The sequence below is a fragment of the Ruegeria sp. CJ9 genome (assembly GCF_056536625.1).
On the sequence record NZ_JBQFPY010000010.1, the window covers coordinates 89,713 to 102,894 of the forward strand.

Here is a 13,182-nt window from a genome sequence, read left to right on the forward strand (position 1 = left end):
TGTTATTTCGCAAAGCAAGGCAATAATTTCAGTTTTTAGTAATGACTAATTTTTTTGTTAGGTAAAAATAAGGAACCAAATGAAGATTTCCGCTCAGAAAAAAAGATATTTGAAGAGTCTTGAGCGACTTTCAACAAAGGCGACGTCTATTCAAATTAAGAAGATAGAAGACGGGGAGGCTAAACTAAGACGGACTTACAGGGGTGCCCTATGGTTGTGGGCGAAGGTCAAATGGTGGTTGGGTCCACTGATTGCTATTGGTGGATTGGTATCCATTTATTTCGCTGGCTTTTTTAGCAAGTTTTCCGCTCCGTCGATGTTGTTAATTGATAACAAGCTTTTGCTTTCTGAGCTTGTAAGGCTAGGTTTGATTTTTGCCTCGGGGGCTATGTTGTGTCGGCTGTGCGCATTTTTCTATAGCGAAGCAGATAAAATTTCAAAGGACCGTGCATGGAGCACTAGAAAAACCGCTCCGTCGTTTGTTATGGCTGGCGCTGCGTTTTTTGGTGTTTCCATTGTAGTGTGTCAGCAACTATTGGTCTTTGGCGAGTATATTAGATTTCTACTGCAAACATTGTTTATCTCGCTCCTTTTATACGTAATCGTAGTGCGAAGGGTATCGTCAAACCCTGTGCCTCGCGGTACATTTGCAAGTAGATTGGCTAAAACCTTCCGAAGCTTATTCGGGCGGTCAAGAGAACCTGATATCACAATAACTGAAAGTGCTTCCTTTATTGATCGTGAGAAAAGAAGGTTCAAACTTGTGGCAAACGATCCAGTTTTTCCAGGTTTATTGTTCGTCGCATTGGCGTTGTCCACTTTTTTACTGGGTGAAAGCAGATTGAGATCCATATTGTACCACGATCCAGTGGAGGTTTTTTTGTCAGATGCTCAGGGTGCTGAGAATTCAATAAAAGGACATTTGATAGGGGCTACCTCAAGTGGTTTTCTTGTGGCCAAAGCGACTTCTGAGGGACCTAAAGAGCTATTTTGGAGACTTCGAAGATGGGTGCTAGGTGGACACGGAAAAGACTTTTCCCTTTCGTTAGTTCCGCTCGATGCGTTGTCCAAAATAGTCACATCAGAAGGCATCAACCGGTAACGGGAATTGTGTGAGCAACTAAGCGAGTGTTATCGCTGTTATAAGCTTTGCTGATCCGCCCGGCGGCACCGCCGGGCCGCGCCGATCCGCCCCCGTCAAGCCGAAGGCTTGCTTCCGGCAAAACGGGGCGGCGCGTTTGCGCCCCGGGGCTCCGCCCGTTCGATAGCCCCTTTATCAGCCATCCCCTGCCGATCCGCCGGGTCGGACGCTAACGCCCTCCGGGCCTGACCCGTTTCATGGTATTCTCATCACACCCAAAAAACGGGAGGATGAACCTATGAAACATCTGTCTCTGGTCGCTGCATTCTGCCTGCTCGCGGCGCCCGCCTTTGCCGGGCAATGCCCCGCCGATATTGCCGCCATTGATGCCGCTCTGGCCGCGGGTCCCGACCTGTCCGCCGAACAGATCACGCAGGTCGAAACATGGCGCGACGAAGGTGCCGCGCTGCATGATGCAGGCGACCATGACGCGTCGGTCGCGACACTGGCTCAGGCCAAGGACATGCTCGGACTGAACTAGCGCCACGTCACCGATCTGGTTTGACAAAGCGGGCGGTGCAATTGGGCATCGCCCGTGAAGTGGGTGTTCACCCCATGATCCCACTGTGACCCACCTCACAGCCCCAACCGCACCCTCCTGCTACACTTGACCCAACGGAACCCTCGGCAGGAGGCGCAGATGTCCACATCCATGATCCCCATCATCGCCCTCGGGTCGGCGGGCCTCTATTCCGTGGCCATGATCGCGATGAAGTTCTGGTGGAAACTCCCCGGCGTGGGCCTCGGCCTGCTGATCGTTGCAACCCTGCTGGCCGGGGCGACACTGGAGCTTGCCGCGCTGCGCGAGGAACGGTTGGGCATCATCTATACCGGCATTCTGGGGGCCGAGGTCATCCTGATCGCCATCGCCTCTTACTTCCTGTTCGGCGAAAACTTCTCTGGTCGCGAAGTCGCCGGGATTGGCCTAGTCCTGGTCGGCACGGCCTTGGCATGGGCCTGATCGCGCCTCGAACTTCCACTTATTCTGACCCAGATCAAGGATCACCCTCAAGCTTGGTTTTAAGGTGCGCGAAAACAGACTGGAAAAACGAGGCACCCTATGCTGACCCTGATGCTGATCCTTCACATCTTTCTTGGTTCCACCCTTGCCGGGTCCGCTGTAATTGCGGTTTTGGCAATGGGTTACACGTCGGCGACGCATATTCTGGTCGCAGCTGTCGTGGGGTTTGTGGCGGCGTTCCCGGTTTCGTATCTGGTGGCCCGCAAGCTCGAAAGCTGATCCGTGGTGCATAGTTCCCCGCTTTAGACGCACACATCTCAATCTGTTATTGTGTCCGCGGGGGACCGCGTTTGGGCGGCTTTTTTCTTCGGGTGCCTGCAACGCATGACCCTCAGAAATGAGAGGTTATTATGCACAAATTCTTAACGACGATCGCAGCCACAGTTCTGACCCTAGGCTTGTCCGCAGGTTTGGCCCAGGCCGAGACCTATGACGCCGCAGCCAAGGGCACGGGGGTGAACGCAAACCAGGTCTATGGCATCTCGGACGGGAACGCCGTGGTCAAAACGCAGACCGACTATGACAGTTTCGAAGTCACCGCCGGGCACCCGCTGGAGGGGGCAACGGGTTCGTGCTTCGGTGCGCTGCTAGTCAACGGGGCTGCGGTCTCGGGCACCGGGAATTGTGTGTTCGATACCACCTCGGGCGATAAGGCGGTGATGACCTGGACGGCCACGGGCCTTGGTGCGGATGGGGCTTTGACGGGCGACTGGACCGTCTCGGGCGGTTCGGGCAGTTGGGCCAGCGCCACTGGAAGCGGGAGTTTTTCGTCGCTGACTGATCCTGACACCAAGAAGTTCGTGAATACGATCACAGGTAGTATCACAATCGAATAGATCAATCTTCACAAAGGCTTGCGACAGGGGTGCGGGGTTTGATGTGCCCCCGTTCGCTGTGGATATCTAAGGGGTCCATGAACCAATCATGAAGTTTCCCTCAGGTAAGTTGTAACTGGATCACGCCCTTCCAATCTGTTGAGCAGGCCAGCATCGGCCCGACAGAAGGAGAGAGCCAATGACCAGATACATGACTGCCGGAGCAGCCGCTCTGGCCACGACCCTCACCCTTGGTACGGCCGCGCTGGCTGATACCGCGCCGGATCTGCGCGGTACCTGGTTGGGCTCGTACACAACCGTTTCACCAAGCCATTATCAACGCGGCGATGAGCCCAGGTTCAATCAGGCTGAATGGATGTTGGATGTCCAGATTCAGGAAGACAACGTGTTCTGGGGTCCCAGCAAATGGCGTCGCGAAGGCGATGCCGAGTGGAACGAAAATGAGGCCACTGGCACCATCAGCCTGGACGGTTCGGGAAGTATCGGGATCATCGAAACCTCGCCCATGATCATCGGCGCAAACGCGTTGATCGACGCCCGGTACGAAGATGGAAAGATCTATGCGGATTTCCGTAGCCTGCGTAACGGAACGACTTACAGCACCGTTCTGGAACGTCAGGTGAACTGAAGCGTTTCTGGCCCGATCGGTCTGTAGGGGGTACTGGCTGCGGTTTGTTGCAGCACGTAATAGGTAATCCTGATCGGGTCGGAGCGCTTCTCAAAAAGCGGAACTATGATCCCCTCGGTGAGGGGGCGGGTCGGGCGGTGATGGTGCCACCTGCGACAGGGCTCGGATTGGTCTATGCCCAAAAGCGGCGTTCCTCGGTACAGGCCAGCCGGGTTTCGCGATCCTTCAGCGCGGTATTGCAGAAAGTGGGCAATGGCGCTCGACCCAAAACTCACATTATGTCCGCTGCGAAAAGTGGGATCGATTCTTGGAAACTTGCCTCTGGGGATCGGTGAATCTCACGGTTGTTACTAATTTGACCGATTAATGGCCTTTGCACTCGCAGAAAGACTGCAAAATTGCGTTATTGTCGGATGATTTTATTTTTCCACCGCCAAGCCAGTGGCACTTCGAAGTTTCCAGAGTTATCCACATAAGCTTCCCGGCACATATCAACATCTTATCCCCGTCTAATTTTCATGCTGCAGTGCTATTTTCTTGTTCGAGACAGGTCCGAATGTAACAGTCTGATTACTGCAACGGTTCTTCGGAACCTAAGCGGGGCGCAAAGGCCAGGGGGTCAGAGCGATGAGAGCGGATTTTAGGATTTGTTTTTCGTTGCAATGATTTACCGGTGGGCAAATGGCTGATCTAGGTTTCGACTTTGGATCAGGCGATTACCCTCTCAGAAGGTCGGCGCGTGCTGTGTGGTGCCAGCAGGTACGACGCAGCGGCTTTGGCCCTTTAGGGGGCCGGGGCAACTGGCTCGGGACGTTCCTCGGACGTGTCGACCCGGCAAGGCGTCAGGAGTATCCGCAAGGATGCATGCATGGACCGCGTCTGCGCACCTGACGCCTTTTCCTTTTGCCGGACATTGGCTTGAAACAGACTGCCACTCTATCCCCTTTAAAAAAGGGAACGGGGTTCTTGTGTGTACACAAGAACCCCGTCGTGTTGTCAGAAATGCAATACCGCGTCTATGCACCTGTGATCCGCAGTTTACTGCGGATCGTGGCCGGTATCAACTATATGTTGCGGTTCCTGCCTCGAGCCAGCAATAAATGGAGTGGTTTACAGGTTTTCCTGCACGTCCGTGGCCGCACCTTGAATCGCGTCGCCTGCTTTCTCGATGTCTTTGCCAGCGCCCTTTGCGGTTTCACAAGCGGTGAGGGTGAACAGGGCCAGGCCAATCAGAATTGCACGGGTCATCGGTGTCTCCATTTGTGTCAGTTATGTGTTGCGTAGCAGTTTTTCCCGAACGGAACCAGAGCTTTGGGTCCCGTATTATTCCTTGCGGATCAACGGACCAAACAGCGCGGTTGCAACAAAGATCAAAGCCGCCGCACAAACGATGCTGGGCCCGGCTGGCGTGTCGGCCAGATACGCGCCCCACAGCCCGCCCAATGCGGCCACAGAGCCTATGATCGCGGCGTAGAACGCCATGGCTTCGGGTGTTCTGACCAAAGACCGCGCACCCGCCGCAGGGATTACCAGCAAGGCTGCGATCAAAAGAACGCCAACCACCTTGATTGCAACGGCCACGACCAGAGCCATGGCAACGGTCAACCACATTTCTTCGCGCTTTGGGTCGATATCTGAGGCGTAGGCCAGGTCCGGGTTGAGCGTGGCCACCAACAAGGCCGACCACCTCCAGATCATTAGGGCAAGGATCAATGTGCCGCCAACCCAGATTGTCGTCAAATCGGTTTTGGTAACGGCTAGGATGTCGCCGAACAAAAAGGCGTTCAGATCCAGTCGGACATCCGCCAACAAGGCTACGGTGACCAATCCGGCTGCCAGTGCAGTATGGGCGATGACGCCCAGCAACGTGTCCATGGCAAAACCCTTACCACGCAGCAGCGTCACGGTCAGACCCATGGCCAAAGCGGCAGCGACAATAGCAGGCAGGAAGGGCAGCGAAAACGCAAGCGCCAGCGCAACCCCCAAAACCGAGGCATGCGCGGTCGCCTCGCCCAGATAAGCCATGCGACGCCAAACCACGAAACAACCCAGAGGGGCCGCCGCAATTGCAACGCCAACCCCTGCAAGGGCGGCGCGTACCATAAAATCGTCCAGCATCAGTTGGTATTGTCCTGTGCGTGATGGTGATCGTGATGGTGGGAATGGCTGTGCTTATGTTGATACAAAGCCATGGTTCCCTTGGTGCCGCTGCCGAACAATGCCCGGTATTCAGGTGCGTCAGCGACAGTGTTGGGCGAACCTTCACAGCATATATGTCCGTTCAAACACAGCACTCGGTCCGAGGCCGCCATGACCACATGCAGGTCGTGGCTGACCATCACGACCGCGCAGCCCAAATCGCGGCGAACCTGCTCAATCCGTTGGTAGAACGCAGCCGCACCGGGTTGATCAAGCCCTTGTGTCGCCTCGTCCAATAGCAGCAGTTGCGGATTTTCCAGCAAAGCACGCGCCAGAAGAACGCGTTGAAACTGGCCACCGGACAGTTTCGTCATCTGCCTGCTGCGAAGGTCGGGGACCCCGGCAATGTCTAATGCATTGACGGCGTCGCGGGCCGAGATGCGCTTGGGAAGACCTAGAAACCGCTGGACTGTCATCGGCAGGGCCGCATCAAGCGCCAGTTTCTGGGGTACATAACCGATACGCAGGCCTGGCGCGCGTTGCACGGTGCCTTGGGCAGGAGAGACCGCACCAATCATCGCGCGCAGAAGGGTCGATTTGCCCGATCCGTTTGGTCCGACAATCGTGACAATCTCGCCTTCGGAAACCGAGGCGTTCACATGTTCAAGAATGGTTCGGCCATCCACGCGAATGGACATGTCCTTCAGAGAGATCAGCGTTTTTGTCACGGTTGATCCCCAATGCATTCGGGGCACAGACCTTCGGCTTCGACCACAACCCGCTCGATCCGAAACCCCGAGGTGCTGGCCGCAGCGCCCAAACGGCCCTGCGTCAGCTCGGTTTCAGTTTCGGCTACAGCTTTGCAGGATCGGCAGATCAGGAAGGCCGGAATATGGTCATGGGTCGGGTGGGCGCAGGCGGTATAGGCGTTCAGTTGTTCGATCCGGTGGACAAACCCGTTCTGCACCAGAAAATCCAGTGCGCGATAAGCCACGGGCGGTTGCGAACCCATCCCCTCGGCGGACAGGACGCTGAGGATGTCGTAGGCACCCATTGCCCGATGTTTTTCCAGCAGAATCTCAAGTACGCGGCGCCTGACCGGTGTGAATTGCAGGCGCTGCGCTTTGCACTTTGCGTCGGCCTGAGCCAGAGCTGTATGAACGCAATGCGTGTGGTCGTGTTGTCTGAAGCCAACTGTACTCATGGTGATGCGCTCCGGGTATTTTCTGCTTGATATGTTATAACACCAGGCTTATCAAGCGCCCAAAGAATGTGATAACATATCATCTTGGAGTGCGCATGATCCGTTTTTCCCTTTATGTAATTGGTGCCGGATTGGCAGGTCAAGCTGCAGCCGAAGCCCCAAAGGTCGCCACTGATATTGCTCCGGTTCATTCCTTGGTGGCACGCGTCATGGATGGGGTAGGATCGCCAGATCTGATCATCCCGCCGGGTGCTTCGCCGCACAGTAACGCGATGCGGCCTTCTCAGGCACGTGCATTGCAATCGGCGGATGTGGTGTTCTGGGTCGGCGAAGAGCTGACTCCCTGGATGGCCAAGCCACTGAGTGCATTGTCCGAGGATGCGCAGCTTGTGACTTTGCTGGATACAGATGGAACAGTTCTGTACGATTTTCGCGATGTTACCGAAGAGGGTCATGAAGAGGATCATCATGATGATCACGATGATCACGATGACCACGCCAAGCATGACGACCATTCTGATCATGACGACCACGACGATCATGATGGTCATGACGATCATGCCGAAGACAAACATGAAGGCCACGACGACCACGAAGAAGGGCACGCAGGCCACGACGATCACGGTCATGACCATGACCATGACGGAATTGATCCGCATGCCTGGTTGGACCCTGAAAATGCGCGGGTTTGGATTCAGGTAATCGCGGAATCTCTGGCGACCGCTGATCCGGAAAACGCGCAACAGTATCGAGACAATGCACAGGCCGCCGATGCCGAACTGGCTGGCTTGCAGGATGAAATAGCTGCTGATTTAAGCGGCATGCAGGCACGCAGCTTCATCACATTCCATGATGCCTATCAGTATTTCGAAAAGCGCTTTGGCTTGGAAACCTCTGGATCCGTCAGCTTGGGCGACGCCTCGGCGCCGGGACCCGCGCGTCTGGCCGCCCTGCAGGAAAAAGTCACCGAAGATCAGATCGTCTGCGCCTTTGCGGAACCGCAATACGACACTCGTTTGGTGAAAACTGCGATTGAGGGAACGGGCGCCGCAATCTATCATCTGGATCCGATCGGCGTAGCCCTTAACCCTGGCGCAGATCAATATACGGATTTGCTGCGCGCATTGGTCGACGGTTATCAGGCCTGTGCCAACGGATCGTAAAAGGCTGAAAGTTCAGCCTTTTTCCTCGCCACAGAACATGTCGTAGACAAGTTCCAGCATGCGGCGCGGGCGGTCATCCGCCAGGCGGTAATAGATCGCCTTGCCCTCGCGGCGGGGCGTAACCAGCCCCTCAAGGCGCAGGCGCGACAATTGCTGGGACACGGCAGCCTGACGCGCCGATAACAATTCTTCCAATTCGGTCACGGATTTTTCGCCAGACACCAGGTGGCACAGGATCATCAAGCGACCCTCATGGCTGATGGCTTTCAGGAAATTCGACGCGCGCGTCGCGTTGTTAACCATCTTGTCGAACGACTCGGGAGGCATATTTTGCGAAAGCTGGGGAAGGGCCATCGTTTGTTTCCTTTTCTACGCGTAAGCGGGGTGGATGTTGTTTTGAGCGGATCCGATACGCGTTATGTTTGGTTACATATTTTGATCATGTATTTCTATATGCACGGATCAAAATGATGTGATGTGACAGCGATGAGATTTGATGGACATCACCGCGATAACTTTGGCGACAGCGGGATTGGGCCTTAAAACACGGCGATAGGGGGTGAAGTATCCGGCCCCCCTTGCAGCCCCCCGATGGCGACACTAAGACTCGGGTAACGTTTCTTCGGGTAATGTCCCGATCCATAGCAAAGCAGGCAGGTTCAGAATGTTCGATCCAGTTGATACCTATATGAATACGCTCGTCCCAATGGTGGTCGAACAGACCAGCCGGGGCGAACGGGCCTACGATATTTTCTCGCGCCTTTTGAAAGAGCGGATCATTTTCATCAACGGCCCGATCCATGACGGGATGAGCCATCTTGTCGTGGCGCAGCTGCTGCATCTTGAGGCGGAAAACCCCAGCAAAGAGATCTCGATCTACATCAACTCGCCAGGTGGAGTGGTGACCTCGGGTTTGTCGATTTACGACACAATGCAGTATATCAAGCCGAAATGTTCGACATTGGTAATCGGTCAGGCGGCCTCGATGGGGTCGGTTTTGCTGGCTGGTGGCGAAAAAGGCATGCGGTTTTCGCTGCCCAACAGCCGCATCATGGTCCACCAGCCCAGCGGCGGGTATCAGGGTCAGGCCAGCGACATCATGATTCACGCAGCCGAGACACAGAAACTGAAGGATCGCCTTTATGACATATACGTGCGTCATACGGGCCAGACCAAAAAGGCAGTTGAAAAAGCACTTGATCGTGACAATTTCATGAGCCCGGAAGAGGCGAAAGATTGGGGTCACATCGACGAAATCGTTGAAAACCGCGCCAAAATGGACGGCGACGAGGCCTGAGTTTAAGCCCCTGGGCCGGTGGTGCGGGGGCGCATTTTGAGATTGTAGCCGTCTCGGTGCTGGCCTAAGCTGCACCAACAGGTGGCAAGCGCGGTTCAGGATGGGCCGCAGGGACGAAGCCCGAAAGGTAGAACATGGCGACGAATTCAGGCGGTGACGGCAAGAACACGCTCTACTGTAGCTTCTGCGGCAAGAGCCAGCATGAGGTGCGCAAGCTGATTGCCGGACCGACCGTGTTTATCTGCGATGAATGCGTCGAACTGTGCATGGACATCATCCGCGAGGAAACCAAGGCCAGCGGTCTGAAGTCCTCGGACGGGGTTCCGACACCGAAAGATATCTGCGAGGTTCTGGACGACTATGTGATCGGTCAGGCGACGGCCAAACGGGTTCTGTCGGTTGCGGTTCACAACCACTACAAGCGTCTGAACCACGCCCAAAAGGCGGGTGGCGATATTGAGTTGGCGAAATCCAACATCCTTCTGATCGGCCCAACCGGTTGCGGTAAAACCTTGCTGGCACAGACATTGGCTCGGATTCTGGACGTACCGTTCACCATGGCAGATGCCACCACGCTGACCGAAGCCGGTTACGTGGGTGAGGATGTCGAGAATATCATTCTCAAACTGCTGCAAGCCAGCGAATACAATGTCGAACGCGCGCAGCGCGGCATCGTATATATCGATGAAGTCGACAAGATTACACGCAAGTCCGAAAACCCCTCGATCACGCGCGATGTGTCGGGCGAAGGCGTTCAGCAGGCGCTGCTGAAACTGATGGAAGGCACCGTGGCCAGTGTTCCGCCGCAAGGTGGTCGTAAGCATCCGCAGCAGGAATTCCTGCAGGTGGACACGACGAATATCCTGTTCATTTGCGGTGGTGCGTTTGCGGGTCTGGACAAGATCATCGCGCAACGTGGCAAGGGCTCGGCCATGGGCTTTGGTGCTGACGTACGTGACAATGATGAACGCGGTGTGGGCGAAATTTTCAAAGATCTGGAGCCCGAAGATCTGCTGAAATTCGGTCTGATCCCGGAATTTGTCGGTCGTCTGCCGGTTTTGGCAACGCTGGAAGATCTGGATGAGGACGCGCTGGTTACCATTCTGACCAAGCCCAAGAACGCTCTGGTCAAACAATATCAGCGCCTGTTCGAACTGGAAGATGCTGAGTTAGCGTTTACCGACGACGCGCTGAAGGCGATTGCCAAGAAGGCCATCGAACGTAAGACCGGCGCGCGCGGGTTGCGCTCGATCCTCGAAGACATCCTGCTGGATACGATGTTCGAACTGCCCGGCATGAAAAACGTGACCGAGGTTGTGGTCAACGAAGAGGCTGTGTCGTCCGACAAGCAGCCGCTGATTATCTATGCGGACGCGGCGGAATCGGCCTCGGCCGGTTAAGTTCAAAACGAATTAGCAAACACGGCGCGGCATGGACCGCGCCGTTTTCTTTTGGAGGCATCATGACGATCAAACGTATCTCCTCGGGCGGAGAATTCGAAGCCAAAATAGGCTACTGCCGTGCGGTGGTAGCCGGTGGCTGGGTTCATGTGGCTGGGACGGTCGGGCAGGGCGATGATGTGATCCAACAATGTCGTGCAGCACTGGTGACAATCGAAAAAGCTCTGAGCGAGGCTGGGGCCAGCTTTGCTGATGTTGTTCGCGTAACATACATGCTGCCGGACCGTGCCGAATTTGAACCCTGCTGGCCGATTTTGCGAGAGTATTTCGGAGAAAACCCTCCGGCCACATCCATGATCGAATGCGGTTTGATTGATCCGAAATTCCGGATCGAAATTGAAGTAACGGCTTATTTGCCGGAATAGTGAGTGCAGCCTTTGTGACACTGGACCTTGGCGTGCCTTTGGTCCATATCTGCGGGGACAGAAATGCCGGAGGCAGCCGATGGGAATCCTGAACACGCTATTGCGGGCCGTAACCTGGTGGAACGGGGCCACTCTGAACACGCAGATTTATACCGCGCGCAAGGGCGTCAAGGTCGGTGAGGACAACGAAGGCAACGTGTTCTACCAAAACGCCGATGACAGTAAGCGCTGGGTGATTTTCAACGGCGAAGCCGAGGCAAGCCGGATCGATCCGGATTGGCACGGTTGGCTGCACCGTACCTGGGACGAGCCGCCAACCGACAAACCGTTACAGCACAAATCCTGGGAAAAGCCCCATCAAGAAAACCTGACGGGTACCGCACTGGCTTATGCACCCGCGGGATCTCTGCGTCGGCAAGATCCGATCGAGCGCAAAGATTACGAGGCCTGGAGCCCGGAATAAACGAGGCGAGCAATGTCTACTTACAATGTGACCGAAGTTCTTGTCGGCGGGGCCGTTTTGGCCTGTGCCGTTGCCTTTGGCGTCTATGCAAGCCAATCCACCGGTCTGTCGCAAGGCGGTGACGGGTATCAACTGGGGGCCTCCTTCCGGTCGCTGGAAGGTGTCGGTGTCGGCACGGATGTACGTCTGGCCGGGGTCAAGATTGGCACGGTAACCGGTGTTACCCTAAACGCAGACACCTATCGTGCGGACACGACATTCACGATCCGGGACGGTATTCTGGTGCCTGATGACAGTGCCATCGTGATCTCTTCCGAAGGGCTGCTGGGCGGCAATTTCGTTGAGGTGATGCCCGGTGGTTCGCCTTTCTATTTCGAGCCGGGCGATCAGGTCGAAGATACCCAAGGCGCGGTGAGCCTGATCTCACTACTGGTCAAATTCGTGGCCGGGGATAGCAGCGAATGAGGCGTTTCGCCCTAATCGCTGCGCTGCTGCTCGCCTCTGGCGCATCAGCTCAGGAAAAGGTTCAATCCGCCCCCGGAGCAATCCTGCGGGGCCTGGACAAAGTCAGCGGCCAAACCGTCGATGTCGAAATGCAAAACGGTCAGACCGGAGAGGTATTCGGTCTGGATGTTGCATTGGGGGATTGCCGCTATCCTGTCGATAACCCGACAGGTGATGCGTTTGCCTATTTGACGATCTGGGAAAAAGGTAAGTCGGATCAATTGTTTGACGGCTGGATGATTGCAACGTCTCCAGCCCTGAACGCGCTGGATCATGCACGCTATGACGTCTGGGTGATCCGCTGTATTACACCCTCGGGCGACTGAACCAAAGGCGTGGTAAAATCTGCGTTGGCGTTCAATGCCTCGTCCAATTCCTGACGGTATTGCGAGCGCGGAATTTCGATTGCACCCAAGGACGCCAGATGAGTTGTCAGAAACTGCGTATCAAACAGCCGAAACCCGGTTTGGCGCAGTCGGTCCACCAGATAGGCCAGTGCGATTTTTGACGCATCTGTTCGGCGTGAGAACATGCTTTCCCCAAAGAATGCAGCCCCCAATGTAACGCCGTAAACACCGCCAACCAATTGATCCTTTTCCCAAACTTCCAGAGAATGCGCATAGCCTGACTGATGAACTTGTATGTAAAGCTCGCGAAGTTCGGCATTGATCCAGGTGTCGGCGCGATCTGCGCAGCCGTCGACCACCCCGGTAAATTCCTGATCTATGGTGACAGAGAACCCGCAATTTCGGATGCGGCGTGCCAGACTGCGCGAGACGTGAAATCCATCCAAGGGAAAGACTCCGCGGAACTTGGGATCAACCCAGAACAATTCTGGTGCGTCGCGGTTTTCAGCCATCGGAAAAATTCCGATGGAATAGCCGTGTAGTAAGAGTTCCGGGGAAAGGCTCATGCGGAATGCTCGAAGGGCGAAGGATTGCAGCCCTTCGCCCCCAGTAGG

General features: G+C 55.5%; 19 protein-coding genes. 13 read left to right on the plus strand and 6 right to left on the minus strand.

Annotation, left to right across the window (positions count from 1 at the left end):
• The first annotated feature begins 79 nt into the window (after positions 1 to 79).
• The 6 genes from ACR0AJ_RS18215 (at position 80) to ACR0AJ_RS18240 (ending at position 3,626) form a co-directional block, all read left to right on the plus strand.
• Positions 80 to 1,102: a hypothetical protein gene (locus tag ACR0AJ_RS18215; protein WP_480741531.1), complete on the plus strand. Its 1,023-nt coding sequence runs from the start codon at positions 80 to 82 to the stop codon at positions 1,100 to 1,102.
• A gap of 277 nt (positions 1,103 to 1,379) precedes the next feature.
• Positions 1,380 to 1,622 carry a hypothetical protein gene (locus ACR0AJ_RS18220; RefSeq protein WP_170362553.1) on the plus strand — a complete coding sequence of 81 codons (243 nt, stop codon included), beginning with the start codon at positions 1,380 to 1,382 and terminating at the stop codon, positions 1,620 to 1,622.
• A 159-nt stretch (positions 1,623 to 1,781) separates the two neighbouring features.
• Positions 1,782 to 2,102 carry a hypothetical protein gene (locus ACR0AJ_RS18225; protein WP_170362554.1) on the plus strand — a complete coding sequence of 107 codons (321 nt, stop codon included), beginning with the start codon at positions 1,782 to 1,784 and terminating at the stop codon, positions 2,100 to 2,102.
• Between the two features lie 99 nt (positions 2,103 to 2,201).
• Entirely contained in the window at positions 2,202 to 2,381 is a 180-nt protein-coding gene (locus ACR0AJ_RS18230; protein ID WP_170362555.1) for a CTP synthetase, read from the plus strand.
• Between the two features lie 131 nt (positions 2,382 to 2,512).
• Entirely contained in the window at positions 2,513 to 2,998 is a 486-nt protein-coding gene (locus ACR0AJ_RS18235; RefSeq protein ID WP_480741533.1) for a hypothetical protein, read from the plus strand.
• A gap of 178 nt (positions 2,999 to 3,176) precedes the next feature.
• Positions 3,177 to 3,626 carry a hypothetical protein gene (locus ACR0AJ_RS18240; RefSeq protein WP_170351349.1) on the plus strand — a complete coding sequence of 150 codons (450 nt, stop codon included), beginning with the start codon at positions 3,177 to 3,179 and terminating at the stop codon, positions 3,624 to 3,626.
• 1,110 nt (positions 3,627 to 4,736) lie between these two features.
• Here the strand turns inward: ACR0AJ_RS18240 and ACR0AJ_RS18245 are convergent.
• From ACR0AJ_RS18245 to ACR0AJ_RS18260, 4 genes are all read right to left on the minus strand, one after another.
• Positions 4,737 to 4,874, minus strand: coding sequence for an entericidin A/B family lipoprotein (locus tag ACR0AJ_RS18245; protein ID WP_082643663.1), 138 nt, complete (start codon positions 4,872 to 4,874; stop codon positions 4,737 to 4,739).
• A 75-nt stretch (positions 4,875 to 4,949) separates the two neighbouring features.
• A complete protein-coding gene (locus ACR0AJ_RS18250) occupies positions 4,950 to 5,744 on the minus strand; it encodes a metal ABC transporter permease (protein WP_170398827.1) in 795 nt (264 codons plus the stop codon).
• The gene (locus ACR0AJ_RS18255) at positions 5,744 to 6,463 is read right to left on the minus strand and encodes an ATP-binding cassette domain-containing protein (RefSeq protein ID WP_254438811.1); all 720 of its coding nucleotides are present in this window, start codon (positions 6,461 to 6,463) and stop codon (positions 5,744 to 5,746) included. Before ACR0AJ_RS18255 ends, ACR0AJ_RS18250 begins: the two co-directional genes overlap by 1 nt.
• 26 nt (positions 6,464 to 6,489) lie before the next feature.
• Positions 6,490 to 6,969, minus strand: coding sequence for a Fur family transcriptional regulator (locus ACR0AJ_RS18260; protein ID WP_170362560.1), 480 nt, complete (start codon positions 6,967 to 6,969; stop codon positions 6,490 to 6,492).
• 95 nt (positions 6,970 to 7,064) lie between these two features.
• Here ACR0AJ_RS18260 and ACR0AJ_RS18265 point away from each other — a divergent pair, with 95 nt between their 5' ends.
• On the plus strand, positions 7,065 to 8,132 hold the full coding sequence (locus ACR0AJ_RS18265; RefSeq protein ID WP_480649095.1) for a zinc ABC transporter substrate-binding protein: 1,068 nt from the start codon (positions 7,065 to 7,067) through the stop codon (positions 8,130 to 8,132).
• Positions 8,133 to 8,144: 12 nt separating this feature from the next.
• Here ACR0AJ_RS18265 and ACR0AJ_RS18270 read toward each other — a convergent pair whose 3' ends face one another.
• Positions 8,145 to 8,486, minus strand: a complete 342-nt coding sequence (locus tag ACR0AJ_RS18270; protein ID WP_170351344.1) for an ArsR/SmtB family transcription factor — start codon at positions 8,484 to 8,486, stop codon at positions 8,145 to 8,147.
• A gap of 310 nt (positions 8,487 to 8,796) precedes the next feature.
• Here ACR0AJ_RS18270 and ACR0AJ_RS18275 point away from each other — a divergent pair, with 310 nt between their 5' ends.
• The 6 genes from ACR0AJ_RS18275 (at position 8,797) to ACR0AJ_RS18300 (ending at position 12,547) form a co-directional block, all read left to right on the plus strand.
• Positions 8,797 to 9,429, plus strand: a complete 633-nt coding sequence (locus tag ACR0AJ_RS18275) for an ATP-dependent Clp protease proteolytic subunit (protein WP_058282412.1) — start codon at positions 8,797 to 8,799, stop codon at positions 9,427 to 9,429.
• A 134-nt stretch (positions 9,430 to 9,563) separates the two neighbouring features.
• Positions 9,564 to 10,829 (plus strand): ATP-dependent Clp protease ATP-binding subunit ClpX, encoded by a 1,266-nt coding sequence (gene clpX, locus ACR0AJ_RS18280; protein WP_170351343.1) that lies wholly within the window; start codon positions 9,564 to 9,566, stop codon positions 10,827 to 10,829.
• 62 nt (positions 10,830 to 10,891) lie between these two features.
• On the plus strand, positions 10,892 to 11,254 hold the full coding sequence (locus ACR0AJ_RS18285; protein WP_170379183.1) for a RidA family protein: 363 nt from the start codon (positions 10,892 to 10,894) through the stop codon (positions 11,252 to 11,254).
• Positions 11,255 to 11,333: 79 nt separating this feature from the next.
• A complete protein-coding gene (locus tag ACR0AJ_RS18290; protein ID WP_170362565.1) occupies positions 11,334 to 11,717 on the plus strand; it encodes an NADH:ubiquinone oxidoreductase subunit NDUFA12 in 384 nt (127 codons plus the stop codon).
• A 12-nt stretch (positions 11,718 to 11,729) separates the two neighbouring features.
• Positions 11,730 to 12,182 (plus strand): outer membrane lipid asymmetry maintenance protein MlaD, encoded by a 453-nt coding sequence (mlaD, locus tag ACR0AJ_RS18295; protein WP_480741537.1) that lies wholly within the window; start codon positions 11,730 to 11,732, stop codon positions 12,180 to 12,182.
• Entirely contained in the window at positions 12,179 to 12,547 is a 369-nt protein-coding gene (locus ACR0AJ_RS18300) for a DUF2155 domain-containing protein (RefSeq protein WP_170379187.1), read from the plus strand. Before mlaD ends, ACR0AJ_RS18300 begins: the two co-directional genes overlap by 4 nt.
• Here ACR0AJ_RS18300 and aat read toward each other — a convergent pair.
• Positions 12,502 to 13,134 (minus strand): leucyl/phenylalanyl-tRNA--protein transferase, encoded by a 633-nt coding sequence (gene aat, locus ACR0AJ_RS18305; protein WP_170379189.1) that lies wholly within the window; start codon positions 13,132 to 13,134, stop codon positions 12,502 to 12,504. The two genes, ACR0AJ_RS18300 and aat, sit on opposite strands and share 46 nt — an antisense overlap.
• Positions 13,135 to 13,182 lie beyond the last annotated feature (48 nt).

Bases quoted from the DNA above. Each gene is read 5' to 3' on its own strand.
- ACR0AJ_RS18215 (WP_480741531.1), top strand. From the start codon at position 80: ATGAAGATTTCCGCTCAGAAAAAAAGATATTTGAAGAGTCTTGAGCGA.
- ACR0AJ_RS18220 (WP_170362553.1), top strand. From the start codon at position 1,380: ATGAAACATCTGTCTCTGGTCGCTGCATTCTGCCTGCTCGCGGCGCCC.
- ACR0AJ_RS18225 (WP_170362554.1), top strand. From the start codon at position 1,782: ATGTCCACATCCATGATCCCCATCATCGCCCTCGGGTCGGCGGGCCTC.
- ACR0AJ_RS18230 (WP_170362555.1), top strand. From the start codon at position 2,202: ATGCTGACCCTGATGCTGATCCTTCACATCTTTCTTGGTTCCACCCTT.
- ACR0AJ_RS18235 (WP_480741533.1), top strand. From the start codon at position 2,513: ATGCACAAATTCTTAACGACGATCGCAGCCACAGTTCTGACCCTAGGC.
- ACR0AJ_RS18240 (WP_170351349.1), top strand. From the start codon at position 3,177: ATGACCAGATACATGACTGCCGGAGCAGCCGCTCTGGCCACGACCCTC.
- ACR0AJ_RS18245 (WP_082643663.1), bottom strand. From the start codon at position 4,874: ATGACCCGTGCAATTCTGATTGGCCTGGCCCTGTTCACCCTCACCGCT.
- ACR0AJ_RS18250 (WP_170398827.1), bottom strand. From the start codon at position 5,744: ATGCTGGACGATTTTATGGTACGCGCCGCCCTTGCAGGGGTTGGCGTT.
- ACR0AJ_RS18255 (WP_254438811.1), bottom strand. From the start codon at position 6,463: ATGTCCATTCGCGTGGATGGCCGAACCATTCTTGAACATGTGAACGCC.
- ACR0AJ_RS18260 (WP_170362560.1), bottom strand. From the start codon at position 6,969: ATGAGTACAGTTGGCTTCAGACAACACGACCACACGCATTGCGTTCAT.
- ACR0AJ_RS18265 (WP_480649095.1), top strand. From the start codon at position 7,065: ATGATCCGTTTTTCCCTTTATGTAATTGGTGCCGGATTGGCAGGTCAA.
- ACR0AJ_RS18270 (WP_170351344.1), bottom strand. From the start codon at position 8,486: ATGGCCCTTCCCCAGCTTTCGCAAAATATGCCTCCCGAGTCGTTCGAC.
- ACR0AJ_RS18275 (WP_058282412.1), top strand. From the start codon at position 8,797: ATGTTCGATCCAGTTGATACCTATATGAATACGCTCGTCCCAATGGTG.
- clpX (WP_170351343.1), top strand. From the start codon at position 9,564: ATGGCGACGAATTCAGGCGGTGACGGCAAGAACACGCTCTACTGTAGC.
- ACR0AJ_RS18285 (WP_170379183.1), top strand. From the start codon at position 10,892: ATGACGATCAAACGTATCTCCTCGGGCGGAGAATTCGAAGCCAAAATA.
- ACR0AJ_RS18290 (WP_170362565.1), top strand. From the start codon at position 11,334: ATGGGAATCCTGAACACGCTATTGCGGGCCGTAACCTGGTGGAACGGG.
- mlaD (WP_480741537.1), top strand. From the start codon at position 11,730: ATGTCTACTTACAATGTGACCGAAGTTCTTGTCGGCGGGGCCGTTTTG.
- ACR0AJ_RS18300 (WP_170379187.1), top strand. From the start codon at position 12,179: ATGAGGCGTTTCGCCCTAATCGCTGCGCTGCTGCTCGCCTCTGGCGCA.
- aat (WP_170379189.1), bottom strand. From the start codon at position 13,134: ATGAGCCTTTCCCCGGAACTCTTACTACACGGCTATTCCATCGGAATT.